This is a genomic window from Fundicoccus sp. Sow4_F4 (assembly GCF_052116145.1).
In the GTDB taxonomy this organism is placed as follows: Bacteria; Bacillota; Bacilli; order Lactobacillales; family Aerococcaceae; genus Fundicoccus.
Map to the genome: position 1 here is coordinate 411,716 of NZ_JBQKLQ010000001.1, position 14,373 is coordinate 426,088.

Below are 14,373 nucleotides of genomic sequence, written 5' to 3' on the forward strand. Positions count from 1 at the left end.
AAGGGGAAATAACATGGCATTTGAAGGATTATCCGAAAGACTTCAGTCAGCGATCAGCCAAGTCGGAACTGGCGGTACTATCACAGAAGCTGACTTAAAACAGATGATGCGCGAGATTCGTCTCGCATTACTAGAAGCTGACGTCAACTTTCAAGTTGTAAAGACTTTTGTTAAAAGCGTTAATGAGCGTGCTTTAGGGTCTGACGTTTTAACGTCACTATCACCAGCACAACAAGTACTAAAAATTGTAGATGAAGAGTTAACAGCTTTAATGGGCGGCGAAAGAGAACCGTTAAACTTCTCGAAGATGCCACCAACGGTCATTATGATGGCTGGTTTACAAGGGGCTGGTAAAACAACAACGGTTGGTAAATTAGCGAAATATGTGAGCGAAAACGGCAAGAAGAAACCTTTATTAGTTGCGGCTGACGTTTATCGTCCTGCAGCGATTGATCAATTAGAAACGATTGGTCGTCAATTAGGTTTTGAGGTATTTAGTCGTGGTACTGAGGCGAATCCAGTGGATATTGCATCTGAAGCGGTCAGTCAAGCACGTATGAATGGTAACGAAGTGGTTATTATTGATACGGCCGGTCGTTTACATATCAACGAAGAATTAATGGATGAGTTAAGTAATATTAAACAAGCCGTTAGCCCGGATGAAATTTTATTAACGGTTGATGCGATGACAGGCCAAGATGCCGTCAATGTTGCTCAATCATTTAATGAAATATTGGATATAACTGGGGTTGTTATTACGAAGTTAGATGGTGACACTCGTGGGGGTGCTGCTTTATCCATCCGTTCAATTACAAACAAGCCGATTAAATTTACGGGTCAAGGAGAAAAACTTGATGCTTTAGAACCATTCTATCCAGAACGTATGTCAAGCCGTATCTTAGGTATGGGTGACATGATGACTTTAATTGAGAAAGCTCAAAAGGACTTCGACGAAGAGCGAGCGGCTGAAATGGCCGATAAGATTAAAGATGCGAGCTTTGACTTTAACGACTTCATCGAACAGATGGAACAAGTGACTAAGATGGGATCAATTAAAGATATTCTAAAAATGATTCCTGGTATGAGTAAAGTTCCAGGAATTGACGAATTAAGTGTAGACGATAAAGACATCGGTCGTGTAAAAGCGATTGTCATGTCGATGACTCCAGAAGAACGTCAAAATCCCGACATCATTTCACAAAGTCGCCGTCGCCGTATTGCAAAAGGGTGTGGTCAAACATTAGCAGAAGTTAACCAAATGATCAAACAATTTAACCAGTCACGTGACATGATGAGTCAAATGTCGAATGGTAAGACAGGCGGCATGAAGAAAATGATGCGTCAAATGCAACAAATGGGCGGCGGCGGTGCCATGCCTGGAATGCCAGGTATGCCAAGCATGAATGACCGCGACTTCATGACACCAGAACAGCTTCAAGCTGAAAACGAACAGAAGAAATTACAACGTATGTTGAAAAAGAAAAAGAAAAAACGCTAAATTTAACAGCCACCTGCTTGTCTTGAAAATGACGAGCAGGTGGCTGATTTTTGTAATATAAGGGCTTATAAGTTTTATGTTGATTTACTAAGCTGTGTACTTCACTCAACTTATTGTTTTCAAAGGCAGAGGTCGCTTTCAAAGCCTCACTAATGTTCGTGCTTTTCCGATTGAATCGAAAAAGCTTTCGAAAACAAGTCGCTGAGCTAGATTGAGTATTCCAACAAAAGTGACGCTGTATTATCTAGTCAAGAATGCTGAAGTTCTTGGAATTATCCGAGGTTTTCTGACGTTCCGTTAGGCATCCAATGACATGTGGCTCCTACCATGACGTTCCGTTAGGCGTCCAACGGCACGTGGCTCCTACCATGACGTTCCGTTAGGCATCCAATGGCACGTGGCTCTCTCCATGACATTCCGTTAGGCGTCCAACGGCACGTGGCTCTCTCCATGACATTCCGTTAGGCGTCCAACGGCACGTGGCTCTCTCCATGACGTTCCGTTAGGCGTCCACTGGCACGTGGCTCCCACCATGACGTTCCGTTAGGCGTCCAACGGCACGTGGCTCTTTCCATGACGTTCCGTTAGGCATCCAGTGGTGAGTTTAATAATGTTTTAGCTAATTCCATCCGAACGGTGACGTTTGGATTAACGATTTGTGAAGTATGCAAATCACCGGCTAAGGATAGTAACATACCTGCTTGATTTAGTGTCAAATGGCTAATTTGAGTGACTAAGTCTGTCATATGGTCAATCGCCAATTGGCTTGCGGCTTCCAATGTTTCGCGTGATCCAAGTGTAATCCATAGATCATCAGTTTCTATTAAAGGTAAAGGCAGTGTGAAATCTTTAAGTACTTCGACTTTAACTGTGACTTCGCCGGCAATTTCTAAACCAGCTCCCATTATCTCGCCGTCTCCCATCGTGGCATGTAGATCACCCAAGGCTAAAAGTGCCCCTTCAACATTAACAGGTAAGTAGAGTATACTGCCTTCTGTCATTCGTGTCGTATCAAGATTTCCGCCGTGATCATGAGGCGTTCCTGTATTAATTCCTTCACCAGCTGGAGCAGTGCCGATGACTCCAATCATTTTACGCAAAGGTATTTGAATACCTTTGTAGTCAACGTGTGTGTCTGAGACTGGACAAATAATGGTTTCTTCAGCTTCTATGCGATGTGCTAAACGACCAAGGCCAGGGGCGGTGACAATCGCTCCTTTATCGGCAAGGCTAATTTTTTCAATCGTTACTTTTAAAACATCACCAACTTCTGCACCTTGAATAAACAAGGGTCCGGTAGCTGGATTTACCTGACTAAAATCAATCGAACTCACTAAATCATCTTCAGTTAACACAGTATTCGAAAAACAATCTAAGGTTTCAAAAATTACAGTTTCACCATTATCAGCGGTTATAGCGGGGGCATTATGACGATCCATTGTAAAAATTACATGTTCACTCGAAATTTTCATTAAGTTTCCTCCTTGATTTGACTATAACTATTAGTATGGTTAGCTGTTAGGCAAAAGTCAAAGTTAATGGTCACAGAAATGGTAAACTAAACTTAAAGAAAAAATGCTAATTAAGGCTTGACCTTAACGTAACGTGAAGGTTTATGCTATAGAAGAGAGGTGAGGTAATGGAATATTCAATTAGTCAGTTAGCAAGAATTTCAGGAGTGAGTGCACGCACTCTGAGGTATTATGATGAAATAGCGTTGTTGTGGCCCAAACGAATTAACTCAAGTGGTTACCGAATTTATGGAGCGAAGGAAGTCAATTTGTTGCAACAAATACTATTCTATCGTGAAATTGGAATTAATCTAGAAGAAATTAAGGCGATAATTTATGCAGAGGATTTCAATCTTCAGGAGGCTTTAGAAAATCATTTACTTCAACTATCTCAAGAAAAGAAGCGGATTGAACGTTTAATGAGTACTGTGAATGACTCAATTCAAGCGCTAAAAGGAGAGAGAACAATGACAGATAATGAAAAATTTGCGGCTTTTAAACAAGAACTCATTGACGATAATGAACAGAACTATGGTCAAGAAATTAGAGCAAAATATGGAGAAAAAACAGTTAATGCTTCAAATGCTAAAATGGCGAACATGACCGAAGAGCAATGGTTGGAGTTTCAACATTTAGGTGAATCAATCAATCAGAAGTTGGCGATTGCGATATCGGATGGTAATCCAGCTAGTGAATTAGCTCAAGAAGTCTGTGAACTACATCGACAATGGTTACTATTTTCGTGGCCGGAAGGGCATTATAGTCCTGAAAAACATTATAATTTAAGTTTGATGTATGTGCATGATGAAAGGTTTAAGGCTTATTATGATGGGATAACACCAGGTGCAGCTGAATTTTTACATAAAGCGATTGGTATTTATACTGCTATGGAAAATTAGGTGGCTGTTTGGTCAAGAAGACAGGAATGTCATTCGATGATGATCTATAAACGAAAAGAACCGTAAACAATCCTAATACCTTCGTGTTTAAAATAGGACACTTCTTTACTTAAAAAAATTCCGAGTTGACAATAATATTTACTGCTGTATACTGTTGAGTTGTAAAGTAATTACATAAAATTTTAAATGATTTGTTAGGCGAGGCTCCGCTACAAACACAGGCTACTGCCCAAAAACGTCGAGAGACACCAATGGGTATAACAGGAATTGTCGATATAAGGCTCTTCTTAACGTAGCTAAAAATAAACAACTGTTTATTTTTTACGTTGTAACGTGCTAAAGCTCCACGAAGAAATCACAGAAGCTTTTTTTGTGCACTTTTGAGCCCTCACTAACGATTAGTGGGGGATTTTTTGTTTTTATTTTATAGTTTATGAATGTTTGATGGGAGGGAACAATATGGTAAAAAGTTGGATCTAATAAACAATCTATTAAGTTGTCGTTTAGGTTACTTACGAGCAGTCGCTCAAGCATTAAAAGGAGGTTGAAAACAAATGGATGATAATAGTCGAAAGAATCGCAGCTTTAGGCGGAAAATGAATCAAAAGAATATAAACAAGTTATTATCTATTTGTTTGTAACCACCTGAAAATTAACTGCCTGAAGCCCAAACATAGAAGGAGGCAAACACATGTTATTACTAATAATTGAGTTGGTTGTTTTTATTGGTATTGCACTGTTGTTACTAAATCACTTCTGGGGAAAGAAGGTAAAATAATATGACAAAAATGAATAATAACCGTAAAGTGGACTACAACCACTTTGCAGAAATGAACATAGCTGAAATTATGCAAGAATTTAAAACAACGATGCAAGGTTTCAGCGAAGAAACAGCAGCAGAAATTAGAAAAGAATTTGGTAATAATGAAATTGAGTATGGTGAGAAAACACCATTGTGGTTAACAGTACTAAAAGCCTATTTCACACCATTTACCTTAATTTTATTAGCATTAGCTGCAATCTCATTTGTGACTGAGTTTATCTTAGCAGATGCAGGTGATAAAAGTTTGGTAACTGTATTGTTAATTGTAGTGTTAGTTGTGATTAGCGGTACGATGAGCTTGATCCAATCGGTTAAGGCAAATGATGCAGCGGAAGAATTACAACAAATGGTAAAAGTTACCACGGCAGTAAAGCGTGATGGTCAGTACCAAGAAATTCCATTACAAGATATTGTCATGGGTGACTTAATCAAGTTATCCGCGGGAGACATGATTCCAGCTGATTTACGAATCATTCAATCAAAGGACTTATTCGTATCACAAGCTTCACTAACAGGGGAGAGTTATCCTGTTGAAAAGAAAGCAGAATTAGGCACAGAAGCTTCCGATAGCCCAACAAACTTAGAAACCTTAGCATTTATGGGGAGTAACGTTATCAGTGGTAGCGCTGAAGGAATGGTAATTGCAACTGGCAATCAAACAATGTTTGGTCAAGTTGCAAAAGAAGTTACGGCAGACGCACCTAAGACAAGTTTTGAAATCGGCATCGAAAAAACATCGCATTTATTAATTCGTTTCATGTTGATTATGGCACCCTTAGTTGTGTTAATTAATGGTGTAACGAAAGGTGACTGGTTACAAGCGTTACTATTCGGTTTATCTGTAGCCGTTGGTCTAACACCGGAAATGCTACCAATGATTGTAACAACGAACCTAATTAAAGGTTCTAATGCAATGGCTAAGGAAGGTACTATCATTAAGAATATCAATTCAATCCAAAACTTTGGTGCGATTGATGTGCTATGTACAGATAAAACAGGAACCCTCACACAGGACAAAATAGTACTTGAATACCACTTGAACTTAGAAGGGCAAGAAGATGAAAGAGTACTGCGTCATGCTTACTTAAACAGCTACTATCAAACTGGTTTAAAAAACTTGATGGATGTTGCAATTATTGAGGCAGCCAATGAAGAACTGAACACTAATGCAATCATTTACGAAAAAGTTGATGAAATTCCATTTGATTTTGCACGTCGTCGTATGAGTGTCGTCGTTGAAGATACGAATGGTAAAACTCAAATGATTACCAAAGGTGCGATTGAAGAAATGCTCGCAATCTCTGACTACGTGGATTACGCAGGTCAAGTATCGCCTTTAACCCAAGAAGCTAAAGAGATGGTGTTAGAAAATGTGCGTCGTTTAAATAATGATGGTTTCCGTGTAGTAGGGGTCGCTCAGAAGACAAACCCAAGTGTTGTTGATGAGTTCTCAATTAGAGATGAAGCCAATATGGTGTTAATTGGGTATCTAGCTTTCTTAGATCCACCGAAAGAAACAACGAAAGCAGCGCTTGAAGCTTTAAAAGCCCATCAAGTTGAAGTGAAAGTGTTAACCGGAGATAATGCACTTGTAACTCAAGCAGTTTGTAAACAAGTAGGAATTGATGCGTCTAAATACATTACTGGTGAAGAAGTAGCTCTTTTAAGTGAAGAAGAATTATCAGTTGTGATAGAAGAGCATTCAATTTTTGTCAAACTAAATCCAAGTCAAAAAGCGACGATTACGCGTTTATTAAGAGAAAATGGTCATGTCGTTGGTTTCCTTGGTGATGGAATTAATGATGCACCCGCAATGCGTGCAGCGGATGTTGGAATTTCCGTCGATACAGCAGTTGATATCGCTAAAGAGTCCGCAGATGTGATTTTATTGGAAAAAGACTTAATGGTTTTAGAAAGAGGTATAGTATCAGGGCGTAAGATTTTTGGGAATATCATGAAGTATATTAAAGCGACGACAAGCTCAAACTTTGGGAACATGTTCTCTGTGTTGATTGCAAGTATTTTCTTACCGTTCTTACCAATGATGCCGATTCACTTATTATTCTTAGGCTTAATTTATGATGTATCATGTATCGCAATTCCTTGGGACAAAATGGACGCAGAATACTTAGAAGAGCCTAAGAAATGGGATTCAAATAGTATAGGCAAATTTATGTTCTGGTTTGGTCCAACAAGTTCAATCTTTGATATTACAACTTTCGCCTTATTATTCTTTGTAATGGCGCCTCAAGTATTAGGTGGAAATTACGGAAGTTTAAATGAAGATGGCCAAGAGTTATTTATGGCTTTGTTCCATGCAGGTTGGTTTGTGATGTCATTATGGTCTCAAACAATGGTATTATATGCGTTAAGAACGGAAAAGTTACCATTTATTCAAAGTAACCCATCCGTACCATTTTTCTTAGTAACGATGTTAGGAATCGTAGTAGGGACTATTGTACCGTTTACTGAGCTTGGTACTTCGATTGGTTTAGCAAGTTTGCCAGGCAACTATTGGATTGGATTAGCCATTACGTTAGTGGCATACATCGCACTCGTAACGGTTGTAAAAAACTGGTATGTAAAATCGCATGGTAATCTATTATAAGCATTAAGACAAGAAACAGCTGTCATAAAAAGCAGCTGTTTTCATTATTTTGACTTGCGTCGTACGTATAAAACTGTATAATAATTAAGGCATTGCACATATTTTAAAAAATATTTTAATCTGTAAAGGAAAAAAGCTTTACAGCTTAAAAATAATCTGCTAAAATATGTAATTGTGATCGATATTAACCGGAGGTGAATTAAAACAATGGCAGTAAAAATTCGTTTAAAACGTATGGGTGCTAAGAAAACTCCTTTCTACAGAATCGTAGTTGCTGATGCGCGCGCTCCACGTGATGGCCGTATCATCGAGAAAATTGGTACTTACAACCCGTTAACTAATCCTGTAACTTTAGAATTAGAAGAAGAATTAGCATTAAAATGGTTAGCAGATGGTGCACAACCAACTGATACAGTTCGTGACTTATTATCTTCTAAAGGTATTATGAAAAAATTCCATGAATCAAAACAATCTAAATAGTAAGGCTTAAAGCAAATGTTATCTTAGTCAACAAACAAAGGATGATATTATAATGCCAAATATAGAAGCTTTAATAAGATCAATTGTTGAACCTTTAGTGGAAAACCCTGAAGAGTTTACAATTGAAATCGTTGATACAGAGGACTTCACTGAGTATCACTTACTATTACATCCTGATGATATCGGGCGTGTAATTGGTAAAAAAGGCCGTGTGGTTCGCGCTATTCGTACAATTGTTTACAGTGTACGCATCCGCAATCAAAAACGTGCTCGTATCGTGATTGCCAATGAAGCTGAATCACTCGACGATTCTGATGATGAATAGATATTTTTACAACCTGTCCTAGTGGCAGGTTTTTTTGTTATCTAAAAATAAATAACGCCATCCTTAATATAGACGATAAAGAGTCATTCACTTCGTTTCGCACGTTTGATTAAGGGGGAGATTTGCTGGAATTTTACTTAGTTTAGATTGTTAAAAAGTCAGAATGACGACTCGCTCGGATTTTTGTATGTACTAACACTCAGAATTTTAGCGCTCTGGTTAATTGCAGGCTTAGTTCGGGGCTTCCAGTGGTGATTTGAATTGGTAATCTAGTGATGCTGCGTGACGTGAAACTTAGGTTATACTGGTGTCTCAAATTGCGAGTTGACATGTTAAACCTTGCATAACACGTCTAAGGTGATAATTTATCTGGAAATTACGCAAAATAAGGTGTGATTTCACCCAACTTGTCTAGTATATGAGTAGTTTTTATTTTAACGTGTTAACTCGTGAAGTGAGTTGACACATTAAACCCTTTAACATGTCAACTCAAATTGCGAGTTGACATGTTAAACCTTGCATAACACGTCTAGGGTGATAATTTATCTGGAAATTACGCAAAATAAGGTGTGATTTCACCCAACTTGTCTAGTATATGAGTAGTTTTTATTTTAACGTGTTAACTCGTGAAGTGAGTTGACATGTTAAAAGCTAATGTCGTTCCCGAATTTAGCCATGGTGAGAAGGCACTTCAAGTGAACGAGTTCTATCATTTAATCATCTATTAGATATATCCATTTTTAATGAGCCTACTCGTGATTTGAGTGGGCTCATTAAAAGTTTAACAGGCTTACTCAATTTTTGGTGGGCTCCCCGTCAAGTGGAGAGTGAATAAAGAGGTAGTTTTCAATCAGGGATAATTTTGTCAAATATGTCATAAATATATTTTGAACGGATATGTTTGAGGATGTTGTTTCATCAGTACGTACGAGAATTAGTTATCATTATTTAAAATCAGAAAAAGAGGGCGAATGATTGAGTTTGATTAGATGGTTTACATATGGGATTTCAGGGACATTATTAAAGCTCACATGAAAAACATAGACTTTCCTCGCTGCTGGTACGGCAATCTTTTACTTGGTTATAAAATTTGGTAAACTATTTAAGTAAGGAGGCGGAATGATGAAATTGACCTTTAGTAAAGAAGACTTAGAAAGTAACCGTGAGATATATGCAGATCAGACTGCAGTTGTAGGGTATACTCAAAAAGCGCGCTATTTAAAGGTGATACCACCAACTTATTACGTGCTAGTTATAGACGATCAACAAATCACGATTATTCAACAGAATTGGAAATTAGATGAGATCGGCGTCACCCAGATCAAATTAAGGGAAATCGAACAACTAAAAATCAGTAAAGTGTTATTGGTTCATCATGTGAGGATACAGACACGCGATAAGAAATATAAACTACATGTCTATCCATTATATTGGCGGCTAGGCGTTTATCAGACAGATTTAGTTAATCGCTTAAAACAATTGGCCACAAATAAATAATATGCTGAAAAAACTAAACGATTTTATGAGAAGGTTTAATGGTGCTTAATTTAAATAGGTCAAAGGCTAAATATTAAGCTTTTATTATGATTACCATTTTGACAACATTTCAAAACTAAACATGTTATAATGTTAATACATGAAAAATATTTTTATGCGAGATTTTAATTTGTTTTAATGAAATTTATTCAAACTGGCGTAACATAGGGTTACAAGGATGCATTAGAGGTTGGGAATGTATCGTTTAAATGAGAAAAAATTAATGTTTAGTAATAGTTAGACCCGCTTTAAGATAAATAATATTAAGTAATTAGGTAGCCTTCTCTACAAAGAGAGGGCTATTGTCCATTCTGGGGATAAAAAAAACACGTTTTCCACTCAATTAGACTGGAAAACGTGTTTTTACATTTTGCCATTACGTTAAGCTATGGATTGCTTCTTCAACTGTGGACTGACCAGCTAACAGTTCAAATTCTTGATGGATGGTCTGATCATTTAATAAAACTGCCACTAATGCTCGTGCAACATCCTCACGAGGAATTTCATTGATTTCCATGTCCATGCCGACTTTGACTTGATTCTTTCCGGGTGTATCAACGAGAATTCCAGGGTGGACAATCGTCCAGGCTAAAGTCGTACGGTTTTTCAACCATTCATCGGCGTAATGTTTGGCGATAGTGTAAATTTGTAAGGCGTTTTCTTTCGCAATTTCTGCGCGGCCCGTACGGAATGTACTGACCATCACAAAACGGTTAACTTTAGCCTGTTCAGCAGCCATCATAGCTTTAATCGCACCATCTAAATCAATTTTCACTGTTTTATCCAGACCTTTTCCTCCGGCACCTGCACTAAAGAGGACGGCATCAACACCGGTCATTGCATGAGCGAGTTCATAAATTGACGCTTTTTCAAGATCCAATAGGACAGTCTCAATTCGCCTTTCTTCGAAAAATGGGAGCTGATCTGGATTACGAATCATTGCAACCTCCTCAATTGCTGGCGTTTCTGTAATAATATCCGCCACGTACTTAGCCACTTTACCATGGGCGCCAATAACTAATACTTTCATATGTATCATTCCTTCCAAATGTCTTCTAGCTTCAACTTAACACATCTAGTGACTACTCGCAACGAAGTCCGTTCAGCGATAAACCTCAGCATGTTAATACGCTTCAATTTTTCCGCCCGACGATGCCTTTACTAATTAATCGAGCTAATATTACTGAATTTGCTAGTGTCTAGAATATTAGGAAGGTGTTTATATAAAAGTATCAAGTTCAGTACCCACAAGTACGAAAATAGATTATAATGATATTGAACGATAAAAAAATTAAAATTAAATCAGGAAGCAGGATCAAAAATCGAAAAGGAGTGGTGACGTAATGTTTGAACAATGGTATTTGATGGAGAAGTTTTATTATGATGACTTAGGAACAATTGTGGCAATTTTTATTATTCTGAGTATTCTTTCAATTTCCACCTTGAGTCATTTAAGACATTTATTTCCTAAAATCGTCAACGGACTCTTCTTGGTTTTCCTCCTGCTAGCCGGCAGTTTCATCTATCAAAATTATCAGGTGCATGGAGATTTGATGGCACGAGCAAAGCATGTTAATCCAGCTATACGTGATTTTAAAAGGAGTTTTTACCGTGACCAAATTTATACGAATTATGAGAAAAACCTTTATCGCAATGACTACATGGGGAATTATTTCAAAGCCATCGGTTTATATGGCGAACTCGATCAGGTTGAAGAGGTCACATTTTTAGGGCGTGATACCTTTGATTATTTATATTTCAAAATTGATGATAAGGTTTATTTGACGATTGAAAAATGGGTTCAGTTTTCTGATCAAACAAGTGACACGAGTCGAGTGGGCGTTCATTACGAACTGCTGGATCCACAATTAGTTGAGCTCGGCTTTGTTCCCAAGTCACGAGTGTTTTTCCAACACTTTACTGTCCCGACTTCGTTAGAGACGTTAGAATATCAAGCTGCACCAAATGTTAAAGTGCTTCAGCATCGCGATATTGTCTCTAAATGGGTGTCACCTAGCTAGAGCAAAGCTAAATTACCAAAAAATTTAGGAGCCATTCAATCGGCGATCAACGGAATTCATTTTCCTTGATGGCTTATTTTGGCTGGAATATTTATCAAAGTTACCTAAATAAACGGATAACACACAACAGCTGCAAATACCAAATCCAAGCATCACCTATAAACTGAAGCCTAAGCGGGAAAAGTTCGATTGTCGAACCAAGCTTTTTAATAAGTAGCATTTTAAAGAATAAGAATTGACTTCTTCATTTTAAAAGGGTATATTATAATCAATAACCAACTTATCTAATCTAATTATAATTAAAAGATGAATAAATAATTAATGCTATGATGAGAAGAGTAACGACTTAAGCAACATATCAGAGAACCCGGATGGTGAGAAAGGGATTGTTCAATAGTCGTGAAGATGAGCTCTGAGTATTTAAGTGGTTCACGCCATTTGAACGTCCGCTCTCGATAACGAGCTAGGCAACTGATAATCTGTTTACAGGTGCTAATAAGGTGTAAAGCGTCAGCTTTGCACGAATTTGGGTGGTAACACGATAAAACGTCCCTTTGCGAATCAATGTGATTTGCGAAGGGACGTTTTTTATTTATTATGTGAAAAGGAGGGCTTAAACGTGCCAATAAAAATTATTGAAGGCCTACCAGTCCGCAAACATTTAAAAGAAGAACAGGTTTACACGATAGAACATGCTCGCGCTATCAAACAGGATATTCGACCGCTTCGGATTTTGATTGTAAATCTAATGCCTAACAAGGAAGCGACAGAACTCCATTTATTGAGACTTTTAGGCAATACTGCCCTGCAAATTGATGTTGACTTTCTTTATACTAAAACTCACACCAGTCAACATACGTCGACCAGCTATTTACGGCAATTCTATAAACATTTCGCTGAGGTTCAGGAGGAGTATTATGATGGCATGATTGTGACAGGCGCGCCGGTTGAGCACCTTGAATATCAGGCGATTGATTATATTAAAGAACTTGATGATATCATGCGCTGGTCACAAACGCATGTCTACTCGCGACTTTTCATCTGCTGGGCAGCTCTTTATGCACTGAATTATGACCATAAGATTGATCGAATACGGCTCGAAAATAAACTCTTTGGCGTCTTTGATTACCAGACGATTCAAGCGGATCATCCTTATTTGCGGGGCTTCGATGATACGTATGCGGTTCCGCAATCTAGGCACGTATCAGTCGATTGGGACACAATTAAGCAAAGAAGTGAAATAAGAGTTCTAACCGCTCATGAGACGTTTGGCCCTGATATTCTAACGACGAGTGATCAACGGGATTTATACGCTTTAGGGCATTTGGAATATGACCGTCAAACATTAAAACAAGAGTATGATCGCGATATTAGTCGGGGACTCGAGCAAGCAATCCCAAATGGTTATTATCCAGAGGATGATCCAGAAAAACAACCGATTAATAGCTGGAAAAGTCATGGTTATTTACTTTATAACAATTGGTTGAATGAAACATACCAACATACATTATATGATTTGAGTGGCTTAGCCCAACTCGATAGAAAACTTTAGGAGGCATTTCATGACACATTTATCAACCGACTTAGCTCAATTAGGTAACCGACAAGACGCCGCAACAGGCGCAATTAGTTTACCGATTCACCTTTCGACAACGTATGCTCACCCAGGCCTTGGATCTAGTACGGGCTTTGATTATACACGCACGAAGAACCCGACTCGCGCAGTCCTTGAAGCAGGTTTAGCCAAATTAGAAGGTGGTAGTCATGCATTTGCGACAAGTTCCGGGATGAGTGCCATTCAATTAGTTTTTCAGTTATTTGATCCAGGTAGTACGTTTTTAGTTTCACGCGATTTATATGGTGGCACTTATCGTTATTTCACGGAATTAGAAAGACTGGGAGTCGCAAAATTTATATATTATACTGATTTGGAAAATTTGAAGATTCAGCTAACTAATTCTGTGACAGCAGTCTTCATTGAAACTCCGACTAATCCCTTGATGCAAGAAGTCGATCTAAAAGAAATAGGCGGGTGGACGCAACAAATCAAGGCAACATTAATTGTAGACAATACATTATTGACACCTCTGAGACAAAGACCCTTAGATGACGGGGCACAAATTGTTATTCACTCAGGCACGAAATACTTAACGGGGCATAATGATATTCTGGCGGGAGTCGTAGTGACAAATGTCCCGGAATTAGGTGAACGTTTAGAATGGTTGGCCAATACAACCGGCCCAACTTTATCCCCCTTTGATAGTTGGTTGTTTATACGAAGCCTAAAGACACTACCTTTAAGAGTTGATCGTCAAGAAGAAACAGCCTTTAAAGTTGTGACCGCTTTACGTGAGCATTCAGCGGTTAAAGATGTTCTATTTGCTGGCAAAGGGTCGATGATTAGTATTCGCTTGCAATCTGAAGCGGCGGTCGGCCCCTTTCTAGAAGCCTTGGAATTATTCACTTATGCTGAAAGTTTGGGTGGAGTAGAGAGTTTAATAACTTATCCAACCACTCAAACGCATGCGGATATCCCTAAAGAGTTACGTGAAGCGTATGGCTTAACTCCAGATTTACTTCGCCTATCCATCGGTCTAGAAGAGGCAGAGGATTTAATCACGGATTTAAATCAAGCGCTAAAGCTTATTTAATGAATAATGGAAACGCATAGC

At 38.3% G+C, this 14,373-nt stretch carries 11 protein-coding genes and 1 riboswitch; of the genes, 9 read left to right on the forward strand and 2 right to left on the reverse strand.

Annotated features, from left to right (window positions below):
• The first annotated feature begins 13 nt into the window (after nucleotides 1–13).
• Nucleotides 14–1,498, forward strand: a complete 1,485-nt coding sequence (gene ffh / locus ACTQ5J_RS01935; protein WP_441750312.1) for a signal recognition particle protein — start codon at nucleotides 14–16, stop codon at nucleotides 1,496–1,498.
• A 584-nt stretch (nucleotides 1,499–2,082) separates the two neighbouring features.
• Here ffh and ACTQ5J_RS01940 read toward each other — a convergent pair.
• Nucleotides 2,083–2,970, reverse strand: a complete 888-nt coding sequence (locus ACTQ5J_RS01940; protein ID WP_441750313.1) for an acetamidase/formamidase family protein — start codon at nucleotides 2,968–2,970, stop codon at nucleotides 2,083–2,085.
• A gap of 167 nt (nucleotides 2,971–3,137) precedes the next feature.
• On the opposite strand from ACTQ5J_RS01940, the gene ACTQ5J_RS01945 reads away from it, so the two are divergent.
• The 5 genes from ACTQ5J_RS01945 to ACTQ5J_RS01965 all read left to right on the forward strand — a co-directional run bounded on the left by ACTQ5J_RS01945 (nucleotide 3,138) and on the right by ACTQ5J_RS01965 (nucleotide 9,641).
• Nucleotides 3,138–3,908 (forward strand): MerR family transcriptional regulator, encoded by a 771-nt coding sequence (locus ACTQ5J_RS01945; protein WP_441750314.1) that lies wholly within the window; start codon nucleotides 3,138–3,140, stop codon nucleotides 3,906–3,908.
• A gap of 183 nt (nucleotides 3,909–4,091) precedes the next feature.
• A riboswitch (M-box (ykoK) riboswitch) is annotated at nucleotides 4,092–4,270 on the forward strand.
• 417 nt (nucleotides 4,271–4,687) lie between these two features.
• Nucleotides 4,688–7,339, forward strand: a complete 2,652-nt coding sequence (gene mgtA / locus ACTQ5J_RS01950; RefSeq protein ID WP_441750315.1) for a magnesium-translocating P-type ATPase — start codon at nucleotides 4,688–4,690, stop codon at nucleotides 7,337–7,339.
• 207 nt (nucleotides 7,340–7,546) lie between these two features.
• On the forward strand, nucleotides 7,547–7,819 hold the full coding sequence (rpsP, locus tag ACTQ5J_RS01955; RefSeq protein WP_441750316.1) for a 30S ribosomal protein S16: 273 nt from the start codon (nucleotides 7,547–7,549) through the stop codon (nucleotides 7,817–7,819).
• 52 nt (nucleotides 7,820–7,871) lie between these two features.
• Entirely contained in the window at nucleotides 7,872–8,144 is a 273-nt protein-coding gene (locus ACTQ5J_RS01960; RefSeq protein WP_441750317.1) for a KH domain-containing protein, read from the forward strand.
• A gap of 1,122 nt (nucleotides 8,145–9,266) precedes the next feature.
• Nucleotides 9,267–9,641, forward strand: coding sequence for a hypothetical protein (locus ACTQ5J_RS01965; RefSeq protein ID WP_441750318.1), 375 nt, complete (start codon nucleotides 9,267–9,269; stop codon nucleotides 9,639–9,641).
• A 415-nt stretch (nucleotides 9,642–10,056) separates the two neighbouring features.
• Here ACTQ5J_RS01965 and ACTQ5J_RS01970 read toward each other — a convergent pair whose 3' ends face one another.
• The gene (locus tag ACTQ5J_RS01970; protein WP_441750320.1) at nucleotides 10,057–10,710 is read right to left on the reverse strand and encodes an SDR family oxidoreductase; all 654 of its coding nucleotides are present in this window, start codon (nucleotides 10,708–10,710) and stop codon (nucleotides 10,057–10,059) included.
• Nucleotides 10,711–11,023: 313 nt separating this feature from the next.
• Here ACTQ5J_RS01970 and ACTQ5J_RS01975 point away from each other — a divergent pair, with 313 nt between their 5' ends.
• The 3 genes from ACTQ5J_RS01975 to ACTQ5J_RS01985 all read left to right on the forward strand — a co-directional run bounded on the left by ACTQ5J_RS01975 (nucleotide 11,024) and on the right by ACTQ5J_RS01985 (nucleotide 14,352).
• Entirely contained in the window at nucleotides 11,024–11,701 is a 678-nt protein-coding gene (locus ACTQ5J_RS01975; RefSeq protein WP_441750321.1) for a hypothetical protein, read from the forward strand.
• Between the two features lie 619 nt (nucleotides 11,702–12,320).
• Nucleotides 12,321–13,253, forward strand: a complete 933-nt coding sequence (locus ACTQ5J_RS01980) for a homoserine O-succinyltransferase (RefSeq protein WP_441750322.1) — start codon at nucleotides 12,321–12,323, stop codon at nucleotides 13,251–13,253.
• Nucleotides 13,254–13,263: 10 nt separating this feature from the next.
• Complete coding sequence (locus tag ACTQ5J_RS01985; RefSeq protein ID WP_441750323.1) at nucleotides 13,264–14,352, forward strand: PLP-dependent transferase; 1,089 nt, start codon at nucleotides 13,264–13,266, stop codon at nucleotides 14,350–14,352.
• The last annotated feature ends 21 nt before the right edge of the window (nucleotides 14,353–14,373 follow it).